The following is a 17,449-nucleotide window of genomic DNA, read 5'->3' as shown; positions in this document are numbered from 1 at the left end:
AACCTCGCGCCTTATTTCTTCTTAGCTTCTTTACGAAGAATGACTTCATCCGAATAACGAACACCTTTACCTTTATATGGTTCAGGAGAACGATACGCACGGATTTCTGCCGCTACTTGACCTAACAACTGCTTGTTTGCTGATTTCAAAATGATTTCAGTAGCAGTTGGAGTTTCCGCTGTTACACCTTCAGGTAAAGCGTAGTCAATTGGGTGTGAAAAACCAAGGTTAAGGTTTACAACAGTACCTTTAACCGCAGCTTTATAACCAACACCAACTAGCTGCAACTTACGTTCGAAGCCTTCACTAACCCCTTTTACAAGGTTATTCAATACAGCGCGAGCAGTACCAGCTTGCATCCAAGCATCTTTCGATTCTTTAACTGGAGCAAGTTGAAGTTTACCTTCTTCCTGTTTTAGCTCGACCAGCGCATGCAGGTTGAAAGACAATGTACCTTTGCTGCCTTTCACTTCGACCTGCCGGCCGTTCTGAGTAACTGCTACACCATTAGGTACAGTTACTGGGGCTTTAGCCACACGAGACATGAGGAATCACCTATTAAGAAACAAAAGCAATAACTTCACCACCAACGCCCGCAGCACGTGCAGCGCGATCAGTCATGATGCCTTTGCTTGTAGAAACAATTGCAATACCTAAACCTTGCTTAACGCTTGGAAGTTTATCTTTACCACGGTATTGGCGAAGACCTGGACGGCTTACGCGTTTAACCATTTCGATAACTGGTTTGCCTTCGAAATATTTTAAAGTAATTGTCAAAGTAGATTTTGTCTCTTCTTGAGCAACTTCTACATTTGAAATATAACCTTCTTGTTGAAGTACGTTTGCAATAGCAACTTTCAACTTAGAAGAAGGCATAGAAACAGTTTGTTTCTTAGCCATTTGTGCGTTACGAACACGTGTTAGCATGTCGGCAACGGTATCTTGCATACTCATTTAGTCGCTCCTTACCAGCTTGCCTTAACAACGCCTGGTACATCACCCTGCATTACTGTGTCACGTAATTTGTTACGGCTTAAACCGAACTTACGGAAGTAACCATGAGGACGACCAGTTAAACCACAACGGTTACGAAGACGTACCGGAGATGCATTACGTGGCAATGCTTGTAACTTTAACATCGCTTCGAAACGCTCTTCTTCACTTGCATTTACGTTTGCAATCGTAGCTTTTAATTCAGCACGTTTTGCAGCGTATTTAGCAACTGTTTTTTCGCGTTTCAATTCGCGATTAATCATACCTTTCTTAGCCATATCGACCTCTTATTTGAACGGGAAGCCGAATGCACGCATAAGCGCACGGCCTTCGTCATCGGTGCGAGCAGTCGTAGTAATAGTAATATCCATACCACGAATACGATCAATCTTATCGAAATCGATTTCAGGGAAAACGATTTGCTCTTTCAAACCCATCGAGTAGTTACCACGACCATCAAATGATTTCGAAGAGAAACCACGGAAGTCACGGATACGAGGGATTGCGATTGAGATCAAACGGTCCAAGAATTCGTACATTTGGTCGCCACGTAAAGTAACTTTACAACCAATCGGCCAACCATCACGGATTTTGAAACCAGCGATAGATTTACGAGCAAGTGTAATTACTGGTTTTTGACCAGCAATTAATTGCATGTCGACTACAGCGCCATCTAATAATTTCTTATCAGTTGCAGCTGCGCCTACACCCATGTTTAGGGTAATTTTTGTGATGCGTGGAATTTCCATCACATTCTTAATGCTAAGTTCTTCTTGTAACTTCGCTTTAAGTTCTTCGTTGTAACGTGCTTTAAGTCTGGCCATTGCCTTTTCAACCTATTACTTCGCTACCGCCACTGATTCACCATTTGATTTATAAACGCGAGTTTTCACGCCATCAATCACTTGGTAACCAACACGGTCAGCCTTCTGGGTTGTAGCATTTAAAATTGCCACGTTTGAAATATGAAGCGAAGCTTCTTGAGTAACGATACCGCCTTCAGCGCCAGTTACACGATTCGGCTTTTGATGCTTCTTCACTAAGTTAAGGCCTTCAACCTTAACGCGGTCTTCAGAAACAGACAATACAGTACCCTGTTTGCCTTTTTCTTTACCTGCGATCACGATAACTTGATCGCCTTTTTTAATCTTAGCCATGATTGCCTCTTATAGAACTTCAGGAGCCAATGAAATGATTTTCATGAACTGTTCAGTACGAAGTTCACGAGTCACTGGTCCGAAGATACGAGTAGCAATCGGAGCTTTGTTGTTGTTCAGGATAACTGCAGCATTATCATCAAAACGGATCACAGAACCATCTGGACGACGAATGCCGAATTTAGTACGAACTACAACCGCATTCATCACGTCACCTTTTTTAACACGTGCGCGTGGGATTGCTTCTTTTACAGTAACTTTAATAATGTCGCCAACAGAAGCATAACGACGATGTGAACCACCAAGTACTTTAATACATTGTACGCGGCGAGCACCACTGTTGTCTGCTACGTCGAGCATAGTTTCGGTTTGAATCATTGCCCTACTCCAAAACCGAGCATCACCGGTCACAATTTCGAAAGGCTCAAAGAGTACTCGAAATTGACCGATGATGCAACAAGAACGTCGAATTACTCAGCAGCTGCTTCAACTACTTCCACTAAAGTCCAAGCTTTAGTTTTAGAAATTGGGCGGCTTTCTTTAATGGTCACAACATCGCCAAGTTTAGCAACATTGTTCTCATCATGAGCGTGTAACTTAGTTGAACGGCGAATTGATTTGCCATACAACGGGTGTTGAACGCGGCGTTCGATAAGAACAACAATAGACTTGTCCATTTTGTCGCTTACTACTTTGCCGGTTAACGTGCGGACTGTTTTTTCACTCATTGTCCGTTCCCCTGTTTTTCGGTAAGGAGTGTCTTAATACGAGCAATTGTCTTACGAGCAACTTGCACTTCATGCGATTTACCCAACTGACCAGTTGCTTTCGCCATACGAAGACGGAATTGATTAAGCTGTTGCTCGTCAAGCAAAGCTTTCAACTCTTCTACCGATTTTTCACGTAGATCTTTAGTTTTCATTACATTACCGTCCGAGTCACGATAGTGGTTTTAAACGGAAGTTTAGCAGCAGCTAAAGCAAATGCTTCACGCGCTAATTCTTCGTTCACACCTTCAATTTCGTACAGGATCTTACCTGGTTGGATCTGGCAAACCCAGTACTCCACGCTACCCTTACCTTTACCCATACGCACTTCAAGAGGCTTTTGAGTAATTGGTTTATCCGGGAATACGCGAATAAAGATTTTACCACCACGCTTAATACGGCGGCTAATAGTACGACGTGCAGCTTCAATCTGACGAGCAGTCATACGACCACGTTCAGTTGCTTTGATTGCAATCGAACCAAATGATACTGTACTACCACGATGCGCTAGACCAGTATTACGGCCTTTGTGCACCTTACGGAATTTGGTACGTTTAGGTTGCAACATGGATTATTCTCCCTTGTCAGCAGCACGGTCACCGCGACGACCACGACGCTCTTGACCTTCACCACGACCACGACCACGTTTAGCTGGACGATCTTCAGCAGGAGCAGGGTTCATGACTTGTTTCATGCCACCTAAAATCTCGCCACGGAAAATCCAAACTTTAACACCAATCGTACCGTAAGTTGTTTCTGCACGCATAGTAGCATAGTCAATGTCTGCACGTAGCGTATGTAAAGGTACACGACCTTCACGATACCATTCTGTACGAGCAATCTCTGCACCACCTAAACGGCCAGACACTTCAACTTTGATACCTTTAGCACCAGCACGCATAGTGTTTTGAACCGCACGCTTCATAGCACGACGGAACATTACACGCTTTTCTAATTGAGAAGCGATAGCTTCAGCAACTAAACGCGCATCTAAGTCTGGGCGATCAATTTCGTTGATACTTACTTGCGCAGGAACACCCATAATGCTGGTAAGTTCGCGCTGTAATTTCTCAATATCTTCGCCTTTTTTACCGATTACGATACCAGGACGAGCTGTGCTAATAGTTACTTTAGCAGCGCCTGATGGACGTTCGATAAGAATATTGCTTACCATCGCATTCTTAAGTTTTTTAGTTAAAAACTCACGAACTTGAAGATCTTTAAGCAAGTATTCAGCGTATTGTTTCGGATTCGCATACCAGTTAGCGTTATGACGTTTCACAACACCTAGGCGGATACCGATTGGATGAACCTTCTGACCCATATCAAACCCCTACCTTAACGGTGATGTGACAAGTACGCTTAGTAATACGATCTGCACGGCCTTTAGCACGTGGCATAATACGTTTAAGGCTCATGCCTTCGTCAACGTAAATCGTAGATACTTTAAGATCGTCAACATCTAAACTGTTATTGTGTTCAGCGTTTGCAATCGCAGATTCCAATGCTTTTTTCACTAAAACAGCAGCTTTTTTATTACTGAAGTTTAAGATATTTAAAGCATGCGCAACAGATTTGCCGCGAATAAGATCTGCAACCAAACGTGCTTTCTGTGCCGAGATAGCGGCACCGCGTAATTTAGCAGTTACTTCCATCATGACACCTATTAACGTTTAGATTTCTTGTCAACACCGTGACCACGATAGGTACGAGTTGGCGCGAATTCACCGAGTTTATGACCAACCATATGCTCAGTAACAATTACTGGAACGTGGTTACGACCATTATGAACAGAAATTGTTAAACCAACAAAATCTGGAAGGATCATCGAACGACGAGACCAAGTTTTAATCGGCTTGCGAGAGTTACTAGCAACAGCCGCTTCAACCTTAGCGAACAAGTGCGCATCGACGAATGGGCCTTTTTTCAGAGAACGAGGCATTAGTCAGATTCCTTTACTTGACGCGACGGTCGCGAATAATCATCTTAGTCGTACGCTTATTGGTACGTGTCTTGTACCCTTTAGCTTTTTGACCCCATGGGCTTACAGGTTGAATACCTTTGTTACGCCCTTCACCACCACCGTGCGGGTGATCAATTGGGTTCATCGCCATACCACGTACGGTAGGACGAACACCACGCCAGCGCGAAGCACCAGCTTTACCCAATGAACGAAGGTTGTTTTCTTGGTTAGAAACTTCACCAATTACAGCGCGGCATTCAACATGTACTTTACGCATTTCGCCTGAACGAAGACGAATAATTGCGTAAGAACCATCACGACCCAATAACTGAACAGAAGCACCAGCAGAACGCGCTAATTGCGCACCCTTACCAATTTTAAGTTCAACGTTATGAAGTGTAGAACCGATCGGCATATTACGAAGTGGCAAGCAGTTACCTGGACGAATTGGAGCATCGTTACCAGATTGTACTTTATCGCCAGCACGTAAGCCTTTAGGTGCAATGATATAACGACGTTCACCGTCAGCATATTTCAATAAAGCAATATGTGCTGTACGGTTTGGATCGTATTCAATACGCTCTACAACAGCTGGGATGCTGTCTTTGTTACGTTTGAAGTCAACGATACGGTAGTGTTGTTTATGACCACCACCAACGTGACGAGTAGTAATGTGACCGTTGTTATTACGACCACCAGTACGTTTTTTAGCTTCAACCAACGGTGCGTAAGGCGCGCCTTTGTGAAGATGGTCATGAACCACTTTCTCTACAAAGCGACGTCCTGGAGACGTTGGCTTACATTTTTGAATCGGCATAATTTTCGTCCTTATTCCGCTGCGCTTTCAGCGGTATCGCCCAAGTCAGCCATTTCAACATCTTGGCCGGCTTTCAGGGTGACGTATGCTTTTTTAACATCAGAACGGCGTCCTAATGTACGACCAAAGCGCTTAGTCTTACCTTTAGTAATAGTTGTGTTAACTTTAACAACTTCTACACCAAAAAGTTTTTCAACTGCTTTTTTGATTTCAAGCTTAGTAGCATTGATGTCTACTTTAAATACTTGAACACCAACAGTATCACCTAAAACTTGTGCCTTTTCTGAGAAGACTGGTCCTTTAAGGACTTGATAGATACGTTCGTTGTTCATCCGAGTTCTACCTCAATTTTCTTAGCAGCAGCTACAGACATCACAACTTTATCAAACGCGATCAAGCTTACAGGATCGATTGCATTTGCATCTACCACATCTACATGCGGAAGGTTGCGTGCTGCAAGATATAAGTTCTCATCTACAGCGTCAGTAACGATTAATGCACGAGCAGCATTTAAGTCGTTAAGTTTTGCAAGCAACTCTTTAGTTTTTGGAGCTGCAACAGCAAACTCTTCAACTAATACAAGACGATCTTGGCGAACAAGTTCAGCTAAGATACATTGCATTGCACCGCGGTACATTTTACGGTTTACTTTTTGAGACCAATCTTGTGGACGAGCAGCAAAAGTTTTACCACCGCCAACCCAGATAGGGCTACGAATAGAACCCGCACGAGCACGACCAGTACCTTTTTGACGGAATGGCTTTTTACCACCGCCAGAAACGTCTGCACGTGATTTCTGAGCACGAGTACCTTGACGACCACCTGCTAAGTAAGCAGTAACAACTTGGTGTACAAGAGCTTCGTTAAATTCACGTCCGAAAGCAACTTCAGACAATTCAACAGCAGAGCCGGAAACAGTTTTCAAATTCACGGTATTTCCCCTCAGGCCTTGATGGTAGGACGTACAATCACGTCGCCGCCAGTTGCACCAGGAATTGCACCTTTAACAACTAAAACAGAACGTTCAGCGTCAATAGATACGATTTCAAGACCTTGTACTGTTACGCGTTCATCACCTAAGTGACCAGCCATTTTCTTGCCTTTGAACACGCGTCCAGGAGTTTGGTTTTGACCTGTAGAACCTAATACACGGTGAGAAACTGAGTTACCGTGTGTAGCGTCTTGGGTACGGAAGTTCCAACGTTTAACACCACCTTGGAAACCTTTACCTTTTGATTGACCAGTTACGTCAACTACTTGACCAACTGTGAACAAATCAACGCCAATAGTGCCGCCAACTTCACGACCTTCAAGCTCAGCTTCAGTAACACGGAACTCTTTAACTAAACGACCAGCAGCAACACCAGCTTTCGCAAAGTGACCTTTTTGAGCGTTAGTTACGCGAGATTCGCGACGTTCACCAGTAGTTACTTGAACAGCTTGATAACCATCAGTTTCAAGTGTTTTGATTTGCGTAATGCGGTTTGGATCGACTTCGATGACTGTAACAGGTACAGAAACACCTGCATCTGTAAAGATGCGAGTCATACCACATTTGCGACCGACTAAACCAATAGCCATGTGCATAAACCTCTAAAAAAGCGGCCTAATTAACTTAGAAGTTAATCAACCGAAAGCCTTAACCCAAAGCGATCTGAACATCAACACCAGCCGCAAGATCTAATTTCATCAATGCATCAACAGTTTTATCTGTAGGTTGAACGATGTCGATCAAACGTTTATAGGTGCGGATTTCGTACTGATCACGCGCATCTTTGTTAACGTGCGGTGAAGTAAGAACGTTGAAGCGTTCGATGCGAGTAGGCATCGGAATTGGACCACAAACTTGTGCGCCAGTACGCTTAGCGGTTTCTACGATCTCTTGAGCTGATTGATCAATCAGACGATGATCAAAAGACTTCAAACGGATACGAATTCTCTGGTTAGACATACCAGTAAACTCCAAGCCAAACATATAAAGAATCACCTTTGACGCATCTCACCCATTGGTAAGTGTCAAAGGCAGTGAAAATCACTAAGGTCATGATCGATGCCACGACTGTAATGCACATTTACTACTTTCTTCGCAGTAAATGCCCCTCCTTTTGAGGGTCGCCCATTATAACGATTGTTTAAGTCTTATGCAATTCTCTTTTTCTATTTTTTGCTCAAAACCTGCTTTAACTGAGCATTGACAACTCATCTATGCATTTATGACAAATTCAATTGCTTTATTTAAGAGTTGATTGCCTTGTTCAAATTTTTGTGCTTCCGAATATTGTAGTTCTTTCGGAGATTGAACATATTCTCCATTAAAAATTGATAACTCCTCTTCATTTTCAAGCAAGAGTTCTAAAGTCGCTGGTGTCATTTCCGGATGAAATTGAAAGCCCAATACATTCTTTCCAATCTGGTACATTTGATTACGACAAGCTGTACTCTCAGCCAAGTGTATAGCACCTTTAGGTATTTCAAATGTTTCACTGTGCCACTGCATCACCTTTATTTTTTCAGGCAATGGAAAGCTGTCTTGAGGTAAATTAGCAACTCTCTGAACTGTCGACCATCCAAGTTCCTGATAGCGATTACGACTGACAGCTGCCCCTAATGCATTAGCGATTAGCTGCCCGCCCAAGCAAAGTCCTATAGCAGGCTTTCCTGCTGCTAAATATCGGCGTAACCATCTTTTTTCTATCTTAAGCCATGGATAATTTGCTTCATCATTTACACTCATGGTACCACCCATGACGAGTAACAAATCAACCTCGTCTATTTGAGGCAAAGCTTCTATTTCAAGTGACCGATCGACCGGAAGTGCAAAAAATTCCGTAGAACTAATAGTCGCATGGTGAGCTTTTAAAAATGAATAACAGCTCCCAAAGCCTTCACCTGCGATATGTTGAAAATAATGAACTCTTAAATGCGACTTCATGCGCTTAAACCTATTGTTGTTAGAATGTTGTAGTGGTCTTTGCAAAAATAAAGCCAAGTTTTTGTTTTATGGATCTACTGTAACGAAACGTCTTACAAAACTTTATAAATCTAGCGAAGAGTTTAAATTTCTCTTAATCTAACTTTATCATTTAACACACAACGCACTATGAAAAAGCATAACGATTTTCAAACTCGCCTCATTCATGCCCCAAGAAAGGCTCCGCAATTCATTGAAACAGTGCAACCTCCCTTATTTCGTGCATCAACTATTATTTTTAAATCAACTTCGCACCTTTTTGATCGTCATTGGACTGACCCTTATGACTATAGTTATGGAACCCATGGCACCCCTACTACCTTCACTTTAGGCGACAATATTGCGCAAATTGAAGGTGGATTGCATTGTTTACTTGCACCGAGCGGTTTATCAGCAATTAATATTGTGAACTCAGCTTTTTTAAGTACCAATGATGAAGTATGGGTTCCAGACAATATTTATGGACCCAATCTCGAACATCTAAATTACCTACAAGATCAATATGGGATTATCGTTAAAGTATATAATCCAATTGATGCAACAAGCTTTCAGCCAACCGACAGAAGCAAACTGCTATGGCTAGAGGCTGCGGGCTCCGTTACTCTAGAATTCCCCGATCTTAAAAATCTAGTCAAAAAAGCTAAAGAACATGGTGTTTTAACAGCCCTCGATAACACTTGGGGTGCTGGAATTGCCTTTAATGCTTTTAATTTTTCTGATGAGCATCTGTCAGTCGACTTAACTATTCATGCACTCACCAAATATCCGAGCGGTGGGGGTGACATCTTAATGGGCAGCATTGTAACTCGTGATGAAAAACTGCATCACCGTCTATTCCGTACGCATGCCATTTTAGGTATTGCAGTCTCGGGAGACGATGCAGCTCAGATTCAACGCAGCCTAGCTCATATGTCTTTACGCTATGAAAAACAGTCAGCCAATGCCCACACTCTACTTAAATGGCTAAAGAATCAACCTCAATTTGCACAGGTTCTACACCCAAGCGATGAGAATGCCCCAGGCCATCAGTACTGGCAAGAAATCTGCACAGATGGTCAAAGTGCTGGCTTAGTCAGTGTCATTTTTAAACCTGAATATGACATTAAAGCAGTACGTCGCTTCTGCGATGCATTGGCTTTATTTAAGCTCGGGTTTAGCTGGGGAGGACCTGTTAGCCTGATCATGCTTTATGATTTAAAAATGATGCGAAAACTTGAAAATACACATTTACAACAAGGATTATTGGTTCGATTCTGTATAGGACTAGAAGATCCGCAAGATTTAATACAAGATATCGAAAACGCACTGAAACAACTGTAAAAACGACAAGATCATAGTGACTCGAACCACAGGATAAAAATATATGGGTACACCGATTGTTATTGCTAAAAATATTAATGACACATCCAAAGAAATTGTTTTACTTTCCCAGTTTGCTAACCGCCATGGACTTATTGCAGGCGCCACGGGTACAGGTAAAACAGTTACGTTAAAAGTTCTAGCAGAGAGTTTCTCTCGAATTGGTGTACCGGTATTTCTTGCCGATGCTAAAAGCGATGTTTCGAGTCTCGCAAAAGCTGGTGAAGCTTCTGATAAATTTAATGAACGTTTAAAGCTTTTACAAATTGATAGCATTCCTTTTGCAGCTAATCCAGTTGTTTTTTGGGATTTATTTGGTCAGCAAGGCCATCCTATCCGAACCACTATTTCTGAAATTGGGCCAATTTTATTGGCTCGCATGCTCAATTTAAACGATACTCAAGAAGGTGTGCTCGCTGCTGTATTCCGCATTGCAGATGACCAAGGTCTACTATTAGTCGACTTTAAAGATTTAAAAGCCATGATTACGTTTGTTAGCGAACATGCAGCCGAGTTTAAAGCTGAATATGGCAATTTATCTCCAGCAAGCCTAGGCGCTATTCAGCGCAATTTACTAGCCCTTGCCGATCAAGGTGGAGAGCAATTTTTCGGCGAACCTGCTTTAAATATTTTAGATTTTATTCAAACTGATGCAAATGGACGTGGCTACATTAATATTCTTGCGGCTGACAAGCTCATGAATACACCCAAACTATATGCCACTTTCCTTTTATGGATGCTTTCAGAGTTATTTGAACAGCTTCCAGAAGTCGGTGACATGGATAAACCCAAACTCGTGTTTTTCTTTGATGAAGCTCACTTATTATTTGATAATGCCAGCCAAGCACTCCAAGACAAGATTGAACAAGTTGTACGTTTAATCCGCTCTAAAGGAGTGGGTATCTATTTCATTACCCAAAATCCACTCGATTTACCTGAAAGTGTTCTGGGGCAACTTGGTAATCGCGTTCAACATGCCCTACGCGCATTTACCCCTAAAGATCAAAAAGCGGTAAAAACTGCAGCAGATACTTTCCGAGCTAATCCAAACTTTAAAGTTGATGAAGCAATTACGGAACTTGGTGTTGGTGAAGCCCTCATTAGTTGCCTAGATGAGCAAGGTACTCCACAAATTGTAGAACGCGGTTGGGTCATGCCTCCGTACTCTGCATTTACACCAATCACTCCCGAAGAGCGCCAAACGCTAATCTCGCAAAGCATTATTGCTGGTGTATATGAACAAGCTGTAGATCGTGATAGTGCCTATGAAATGCTACAAAATAAAGTTGCTGAACGCGAACAGCAACAACAAAATGCCGAAATTGCTAAACAACAAGCAAAAGAACAAGAAACTTTAGCCAAACAACAAGTTAAAGAGCAAGAAAGATTGGCACGTGAACAATTAAAAGAAGAAGAACGAGCAGCACGTGAAAGAGCCAAGCTGACCCAAGACATTGTTGGAACTTTTGCAAAAAGTGCAGCACGCAGTTTAGGAGGAAGTACAGGCCAAAAACTCGTACGAGGCCTACTTGGTTCTTTATTTGGAAAATAAAAAATTTTAATAAAACTGTGTTAATACTAGGGGATTTTATATCCCCTAATTTTTTTATGGTTTTTCTCAAAAAGTTATTGCCATTAATTTTTTAAAGATGTATTTTAAATACATCTTATATAGCCAGATGAATAAGGTCTAGCCATGACTCCACAACAAATTGAACTTGTTAAATCTACCGTACCTGTTTTACGTGAACACGGCGTTACGCTAACTACATACTTTTATAAGCGTATGTTGAATAACAACCCTGAATTAAAAAATGTTTTCAACTTAGATGATCAAACCAGCTTACGCCAGCCACGCGCGCTTGCAGCTGCGGTTCTTGCATATGCAGAAAATATTGAGAACCCTAGTGTGCTCGCTAAAGCGGTAGAACGCATCACCACTAAACACGTGAGCTTAGATATTCAGCCTGATCAATATGCAATTGTTGGTGACAACCTACTTCATTCAATTAGTGAAGTACTCAATGTGCCATTTGAATCAGAACTTATCGAAGCATGGAAGCAAGCTTATCTACAATTGGCAGATATTTTAATTGGCGTTGAAAAACAAAAGTATGAACAACTTGAGAGCTTAAAAGGTGGATGGGCTGGCTGGCGCTCATTTGAGATTACCCAAATTGATCCTCTTGAATCTGGCAAACGTTTTACTTTAAAAGCAACTGACCATGAGGACGTATTAACTGGTCCAGCCAATGCTTTTATTTCGGTTAAAGTACAAGTTCCAGAGCAACAGCTTGAACAACCGAAAGCTTTTAAATTTACAGAAGCTCAAGAAAATAACTCATATCACTTCGATGTTCAGCCTGAAGAAAACCATACTGAGTTTTCGGTGGCTAATATTTTACTTGAGCATTACAGAGTGGGGGATCAAGTGCAGGTTTCAGCTCCTTTAACGTTGTAATGTAAAAACCTCTTGCCTGAAAGTTTTCTTATTTAAACTTTCAGGCTAAGATGATCATCCTTTTTATTCTCTTCCATTTTTGGTGATCATGCAGCTTAATAAATTTACCGATTATGCATTACGAATATTAATGTATGTTGCACGCCCAAGTGATGCACCCTACACGATTGCAGAAATCGCGAAAGATTTGCATGTTTCACAAAACCATCTGGTTAAAGTTGTTCACTTTATGGGCAAACAAGAATGGATTATTACCATTCGAGGAAAAGGTGGTGGAATACGCTTAAACCCAGATGCACTTAACTCAAATTTAGGTTCAATTGTTCGAATATTACAGGGTGACAATCAAATCGTTGAGTGCAATACGCCCCCTTGTGTATTACGCAGTCACTGTGGTTTAAAAGGTATTTTAGATCAAGCTCTAGAGAGCTTTTATCAAAGCCTAGACCAATACACACTCGAAGAAGTTTTGCAGCACTCAAAATCTGCTCCTGCACACTCCCCTATTGCCTTTTTAGAAATCTAACTTGGATTAATTTTCATAAGTTGATTTATTGAAAATTAGCAAGAATACCCAAGCTCCTTTATACTAGGTGCGAGCCCTCTCATTTAAAAAGTTATTTTTTATGCGTCGTAGTGAAAAATCGAAAGACACCAAAGCCAGACTCGCACCAAAGCAAAAGATCAGCTATGAAAAGAAACCAGACCCAGCGATCACGGAATATGCCGTGCAATCACTAAACTGGTTACGCCAAGCTGAATTTTTAATGAGTGCTCCTAAATTGGCACTTTGTGTTGAAGATAGTGGCTACGAGATTGCTTTTGCAGGGCGCTCAAATGCTGGTAAATCTAGTGCTATTAATGCATTGACCAACAAAAAACAACTCGCACGTGCCTCAAAAAAACCAGGCCGTACACAGATGATTAACTTCTTCAGCCTAGGTAATCCTGATCAACGTTTAGTCGACCTTCCTGGCTATGGCTATGCAGCTGTACCTGAAGATATGAAACGAGTATGGCAAAAAGAATTAGAGAACTATCTAATTCATCGTAAAAGCTTACAAGGCTTAGTATTACTGATGGATATTCGCCATCCTTTACAGCACTTCGACATGATGATGCTAGAGTGGGCTTATTCACGTCATCTTTTTGTTCATATCCTTCTAACAAAAGCGGACAAACTTAATCGTGGTCCAGCAAACAAAGTGCTATTAGAAGTTAAGCAGCAGCTGAAAAAAATGAAGCTTGATTTCTCGATTCAACTTTTCTCATCACTTAATAAATTAGGTTTAGAAGAGCTAGCAAGTGTTATGGCTGGACGACTACATTTTACGCTTGATCAAGAACCAGAATTTGATGTCGATGCGATTCCTGAAGCCACCGATGAGGACGCTGAAAGTTAAATTGTCATAGCAGATACAATTTCTTCATTAAATTTATATTCAAATTGGCCCCTATTGCTAAACACAAATGTAGGGGCTTTTTTTATACTCGTTATAACTTCATCGAGTTAAAAATCAGGACTAAATGATGAAATTGTTATCTTTTTTGAAGAACAAGGCTTTAGGTTCTTCTATTGACTATAAAATTCTTCCCCGTAAAGTAAAATTTGACTGGAAAGATACCCCTGTTGACTGGATTCCAAATCAGCCTTTCGCCAGTTATTTTATTAATGAAATTAATAATATTTTACCTGCCGGAGAATTCTGGTTTTGCCGTTTGTACAATAAAGTTTTACCGCAAATTAAAGATGAAAAACTTAAACAGGATGTACAAGCATTTATCCGCCAAGAAGCTATGCATGCCAATGCGCATACTTCTGCCAATAAAGAATATTTAAGTGCACGTAATATTGATATCCAGCGAAATCTGGACATTATGAATTATCTATTTACGACCGCCTTAGCAGATAAACCCTTTGATAAAGAAGTCCCTCAATTTCTACAAGAACAATGGGATCTTTTCCGTTTAGGCGTTATTGCAACTGTCGAACATATGACCTGTGTATTAGGGAAATATGCACTCTATAACAAGCGTTGGGAAGAGTTAGGCGCTGACCCCGAAATGGTCGATCTAGTTAAATGGCATGGTTCAGAAGAAATTGAACACCGTACCGTTGCTTTTGATTTATACCGCCATCTTGGTGGTGGCTATATTCCACGCTACTATTTAAGTCTTGCAGTGATTGTACTGGTACTTGGATTATGGGTAGATGGCGCTGCACATATTATGAAACAAGATCCACGTTTTGCTGATGCAGCTAAATCCAGATTTTTCCCAGTATGGGTTGCTATAGAATGGCTTAAGATTAGTCGCAAAGATAACCAAGTGCTACCAAATCCATTTTGGCTGATTGCCCAACAAATTGATTACCTCATGCCTTGGTATGATCCAGTTAAAGAAGGCAGCACTGAAGATGCGGTAAGTTATTTATCTCAATCTCCAGCAGCAAAAAGAGCTGAGCTTCAAGCCGCTTAAAAACAAAAAAGCAGGATTTTAAATCCTGCTTTTTTATAGGAGATTAGACACTGCTATCTTTATCTTTTGTATAACGATCTACAACGACACTAATCATCATATCGCCTTGCACATTGACCACTGTTCTCACAGTATCGAGTAGACGATCAATCGGAAGTAAAATTGCAATTGCTTCAGCTGGTAAACCTACAGACTGTAAAACCATAATCATGGTGACCATACCCGCACTCGGAATTCCAGGTGCACCGAGCGATGCAATCATTGCTGTTAAGCACACGATAATTTGTTGTGTCAGGTTTAAATCTAGTCCCACTAAATTTGCCACAAAGAGTGCAGCTGCAGCTTCATATAGTGCAGTACCATCCATATTAAGCTGCGTACCTAAAGGAATCACAAAGCCCGCTGTTTGAGGGCGTACACCTAAGTTTTCTTGTGCGCATTTCATACTAAGCGGCATCGTGGCAGAGCTAGAACTGGTGGCAAATGCAGTGATCAGCGCTGTACGTGTTCCTTTGAAAAAAGTCCAAGGACTCATACGACCAAAAATCCAAAGTAGTAGCGGTAAAACAACAGCGCCATGAAAAATGGTAGTCCCCGTTACGACAACAGCAAACTCAGCCAAACGACTTAATACCGAAATATCTTCCGTTGCCATTAACTTTGCCAATAGAGCAAAAATACCTAAAGGTGCCAGCTTCATCACCCAGCCAACTAACATCATCATCATTTCAAAAAATTGATGACTCAATACGCGAATACTTTTGAAACGCTCACCACCATGGACTAGCGCAACACCAACAAATAGTGCAAACACCACAACAGCTAAAACATTACCGTCGCTAAATGCTTTAAATGGGTTGATTAATGTATTTTGAATAAAGTTGGTGAAAAAACTTGCAGGGTTTAAACTATCGGGCGCCTGATAATTTTGCATAGACGTTTGGAAAATAGAAATATCTATACCGCGCCCTACTTCAAATAGATGAGCACAACTTATACCTAAAATTAAAGCCAATGTTGTTGTGGTCAAACAACATAAAAAGGTAATTTTCCAGACTGGACCTAGCTGGCCACCTGCCTGCAAATTAGAGACACCCACAACAATCGAGCTAAAAATCAAAGGTACCAACAACATTTTAAGCAGCCCAATAAAGACACTACTTAATATGCCTAGCCCATATAAACTATGTTTTACAAACGCAGTATCGGGATACAACGTTAATAAGAAACCAAAGGCTAAGCCTAAAATGGCAGCAATAAGAATTTGTGTGTTTAAGTTCATATCAGCATTATTTTTTTCAGTTGGCAATCCTTTTGCAAATATGACATGAGCTTGCTTTTCATACGAGCAATTTTTTGTCACATCGTTTCAATTAAAAATAAAAAAGCCATCTGATGAGATGGCTTTATAAATGAGTTTATTGCGTTTCAATTTCCCGCAAACGAATTAAACCCTCTTGCACGGTACTGCAAACAAGTTGGCCATTTTGCCACATACGGCCAAAGTTTAAACCGCGAGAAGCTGCGCTGACTGTTGCTTCCATATCGTAAAGCATCCATTCATCAGCGCGCAGCGGACGATGGAAATAAATTGCATGATCAATACTTGCACACTGCAAACTTGGAGAAATATAACTGAGCCCATGCGGTCTTAAAGCCGTTGTCATTAAGGTAAAGTCTGAATAAAACGCAACAATCGCTTGATGCAGAGCGATATCATCTAATTGTTTTGGAATACGGTCATGCGTGCGGATATAGTGCGCATTATAAGGAGCTTCAGGTTGCGGTTGAAACGGATTTACCGGATCAATTGGGCGAATCTCTACGTGGCGCTCACGCATGAAGCTAGCGCGAACATTTTCCGGTACAAAGTTTAGAATACCTTCTTTGAGTTCATTTTCAGATTTAAGAGTCTCTGGTGCAGGGTAGTCTGGTTCTTGATGTTGATAATTCAGCCCTTCTTCTGGATTAGCAAAAGAAACCATCGCCGAAAATATAACTCGCCCATGCTGAACTGCACGAACCTGACGACTTACAAAACTCTTCCCATCACGTAAACGGTCTACTTCATAGATAATTGGGGCATTAATATCGCCACCATATAAAAAATATGCATGTAAAGAATGCGCGGGACGATCAGTTGTATAAGATGCCGCACGTAAAGCCTGACCCAAAACCTGTCCACCAAAGACACGTTTGCCGACAAGATTACGGCTTATGCCACGGTAAATATTTTCTTCTAGCTTTTCTAAAGTAAGAAGATCGACAAGTTCTTGGGTTAACGCATTCATGAGAGATACCTTCATATTTCAGGTAAAAAATCGTATTAAAGTACAGATGTGTAGAATCTATTGTGCCATAAAAAACTATTTGAACATGGAACAATCAGTCAACTTCTGACGAACATTGCTCATATAACAGCTAAAAATACGATTTTTAACGATAAAATATGCCAAAAGCATTATAATTTATAAGAAAGTAGC

Annotated in this window: 25 protein-coding genes and 2 pseudogenes; 7 read left to right on the top strand and 20 right to left on the bottom strand. The window is 41.2% G+C overall.

Annotated features, from left to right (window positions below; genetic code table 11):
* Positions 1–11 precede the first annotated feature (11 nt).
* The 18 genes and pseudogenes from rplF to yfeJ form a co-directional block, all read right to left on the bottom strand.
* Positions 12–545, bottom strand: a complete 534-nt coding sequence (gene rplF, locus F931_RS20210) for a 50S ribosomal protein L6 (RefSeq protein WP_002116801.1) — start codon at positions 543–545, stop codon at positions 12–14.
* A 13-nt stretch (positions 546–558) separates the two neighbouring features.
* Positions 559–954 (bottom strand): 30S ribosomal protein S8, encoded by a 396-nt coding sequence (gene rpsH / locus F931_RS20205; protein WP_002049732.1) that lies wholly within the window; start codon positions 952–954, stop codon positions 559–561.
* An 11-nt stretch (positions 955–965) separates the two neighbouring features.
* Positions 966–1,271 (bottom strand): 30S ribosomal protein S14, encoded by a 306-nt coding sequence (gene rpsN, locus F931_RS20200; RefSeq protein ID WP_002049689.1) that lies wholly within the window; start codon positions 1,269–1,271, stop codon positions 966–968.
* Positions 1,272–1,280: 9 nt separating this feature from the next.
* Positions 1,281–1,817, bottom strand: a complete 537-nt coding sequence (rplE, locus tag F931_RS20195; RefSeq protein ID WP_002116961.1) for a 50S ribosomal protein L5 — start codon at positions 1,815–1,817, stop codon at positions 1,281–1,283.
* 15 nt (positions 1,818–1,832) lie between these two features.
* Positions 1,833–2,150 carry a 50S ribosomal protein L24 gene (gene rplX, locus F931_RS20190; protein WP_002116820.1) on the bottom strand — a complete coding sequence of 106 codons (318 nt, stop codon included), beginning with the start codon at positions 2,148–2,150 and terminating at the stop codon, positions 1,833–1,835.
* 9 nt (positions 2,151–2,159) lie between these two features.
* Entirely contained in the window at positions 2,160–2,528 is a 369-nt protein-coding gene (rplN, locus tag F931_RS20185) for a 50S ribosomal protein L14 (RefSeq protein WP_001982634.1), read from the bottom strand.
* A 92-nt stretch (positions 2,529–2,620) separates the two neighbouring features.
* Positions 2,621–2,878 (bottom strand): 30S ribosomal protein S17, encoded by a 258-nt coding sequence (rpsQ, locus tag F931_RS20180; RefSeq protein ID WP_002116661.1) that lies wholly within the window; start codon positions 2,876–2,878, stop codon positions 2,621–2,623.
* On the bottom strand, positions 2,875–3,072 hold the full coding sequence (rpmC, locus tag F931_RS20175; RefSeq protein WP_000849928.1) for a 50S ribosomal protein L29: 198 nt from the start codon (positions 3,070–3,072) through the stop codon (positions 2,875–2,877). The genes rpsQ and rpmC overlap by 4 nt, the downstream gene beginning before the upstream one ends.
* Positions 3,072–3,485 (bottom strand): 50S ribosomal protein L16, encoded by a 414-nt coding sequence (gene rplP, locus F931_RS20170; RefSeq protein WP_002049688.1) that lies wholly within the window; start codon positions 3,483–3,485, stop codon positions 3,072–3,074. Before rplP ends, rpmC begins: the two co-directional genes overlap by 1 nt.
* Positions 3,425–4,241, bottom strand: a pseudogene (gene rpsC, locus F931_RS20165) (30S ribosomal protein S3). Before rpsC ends, rplP begins: the two are co-directional and overlap by 61 nt.
* Before the next feature lies 1 nt (position 4,242).
* Complete coding sequence (gene rplV / locus F931_RS20160; RefSeq protein WP_001982638.1) at positions 4,243–4,572, bottom strand: 50S ribosomal protein L22; 330 nt, start codon at positions 4,570–4,572, stop codon at positions 4,243–4,245.
* A gap of 11 nt (positions 4,573–4,583) precedes the next feature.
* A complete protein-coding gene (rpsS, locus tag F931_RS20155; RefSeq protein ID WP_001138119.1) occupies positions 4,584–4,859 on the bottom strand; it encodes a 30S ribosomal protein S19 in 276 nt (91 codons plus the stop codon).
* Positions 4,860–4,872: 13 nt separating this feature from the next.
* A complete protein-coding gene (gene rplB / locus F931_RS20150) occupies positions 4,873–5,697 on the bottom strand; it encodes a 50S ribosomal protein L2 (RefSeq protein ID WP_002049686.1) in 825 nt (274 codons plus the stop codon).
* Between the two features lie 11 nt (positions 5,698–5,708).
* Positions 5,709–6,029, bottom strand: coding sequence for a 50S ribosomal protein L23 (gene rplW, locus F931_RS20145; protein WP_002049693.1), 321 nt, complete (start codon positions 6,027–6,029; stop codon positions 5,709–5,711).
* Positions 6,026–6,628, bottom strand: a complete 603-nt coding sequence (rplD, locus tag F931_RS20140; protein ID WP_016142977.1) for a 50S ribosomal protein L4 — start codon at positions 6,626–6,628, stop codon at positions 6,026–6,028. Before rplD ends, rplW begins: the two co-directional genes overlap by 4 nt.
* Before the next feature lie 11 nt (positions 6,629–6,639).
* Positions 6,640–7,278, bottom strand: coding sequence for a 50S ribosomal protein L3 (gene rplC / locus F931_RS20135; protein ID WP_002117051.1), 639 nt, complete (start codon positions 7,276–7,278; stop codon positions 6,640–6,642).
* Between the two features lie 58 nt (positions 7,279–7,336).
* A complete protein-coding gene (gene rpsJ / locus F931_RS20130; RefSeq protein WP_000070912.1) occupies positions 7,337–7,648 on the bottom strand; it encodes a 30S ribosomal protein S10 in 312 nt (103 codons plus the stop codon).
* A 252-nt stretch (positions 7,649–7,900) separates the two neighbouring features.
* A complete protein-coding gene (yfeJ, locus tag F931_RS20125; protein WP_016142976.1) occupies positions 7,901–8,629 on the bottom strand; it encodes a type 1 glutamine amidotransferase in 729 nt (242 codons plus the stop codon).
* A gap of 168 nt (positions 8,630–8,797) precedes the next feature.
* Between yfeJ and metC the strand changes: the two genes are divergently transcribed.
* The 7 genes and pseudogenes from metC to F931_RS20095 all read left to right on the top strand — a co-directional run bounded on the left by metC (position 8,798) and on the right by F931_RS20095 (position 14,966).
* Entirely contained in the window at positions 8,798–9,988 is a 1,191-nt protein-coding gene (metC, locus tag F931_RS20120) for a PLP-dependent transferase (RefSeq protein WP_016142975.1), read from the top strand.
* Between the two features lie 43 nt (positions 9,989–10,031).
* A complete protein-coding gene (gene yjgR, locus F931_RS20115; RefSeq protein ID WP_016142974.1) occupies positions 10,032–11,579 on the top strand; it encodes a helicase HerA-like domain-containing protein in 1,548 nt (515 codons plus the stop codon).
* Positions 11,576–11,721: pseudogene (locus F931_RS22440) on the top strand (hypothetical protein). The gene yjgR and the pseudogene F931_RS22440 overlap by 4 nt, the downstream one beginning before the upstream one ends.
* Before the next feature lie 2 nt (positions 11,722–11,723).
* Positions 11,724–12,488 (top strand): globin domain-containing protein, encoded by a 765-nt coding sequence (locus tag F931_RS20110; protein ID WP_016142973.1) that lies wholly within the window; start codon positions 11,724–11,726, stop codon positions 12,486–12,488.
* Positions 12,489–12,576: 88 nt separating this feature from the next.
* Entirely contained in the window at positions 12,577–13,014 is a 438-nt protein-coding gene (locus F931_RS20105; protein WP_016142972.1) for an RrF2 family transcriptional regulator, read from the top strand.
* 100 nt (positions 13,015–13,114) lie between these two features.
* Complete coding sequence (yihA, locus tag F931_RS20100) at positions 13,115–13,891, top strand: ribosome biogenesis GTP-binding protein YihA/YsxC (RefSeq protein ID WP_016142971.1); 777 nt, start codon at positions 13,115–13,117, stop codon at positions 13,889–13,891.
* 124 nt (positions 13,892–14,015) lie between these two features.
* Positions 14,016–14,966 (top strand): metal-dependent hydrolase, encoded by a 951-nt coding sequence (locus F931_RS20095; protein WP_080649551.1) that lies wholly within the window; start codon positions 14,016–14,018, stop codon positions 14,964–14,966.
* 43 nt (positions 14,967–15,009) lie between these two features.
* On the opposite strand, the gene F931_RS20090 is transcribed toward F931_RS20095, so the two are convergent.
* Positions 15,010–16,275 (bottom strand): dicarboxylate/amino acid:cation symporter, encoded by a 1,266-nt coding sequence (locus tag F931_RS20090; protein ID WP_031945567.1) that lies wholly within the window; start codon positions 16,273–16,275, stop codon positions 15,010–15,012.
* Positions 16,276–16,384: 109 nt separating this feature from the next.
* Positions 16,385–17,257 carry an acyl-CoA thioesterase gene (gene tesB / locus F931_RS20085; protein WP_016142968.1) on the bottom strand — a complete coding sequence of 291 codons (873 nt, stop codon included), beginning with the start codon at positions 17,255–17,257 and terminating at the stop codon, positions 16,385–16,387.
* Positions 17,258–17,449 lie beyond the last annotated feature (192 nt).

It is taken from the genome of Acinetobacter pittii ANC 4050 (assembly GCF_000399685.1).
Lineage (GTDB): Bacteria > Pseudomonadota > Gammaproteobacteria > Pseudomonadales > Moraxellaceae > Acinetobacter > Acinetobacter pittii_E.
This window is presented reverse-complemented; position numbering and strand designations above follow the sequence as displayed.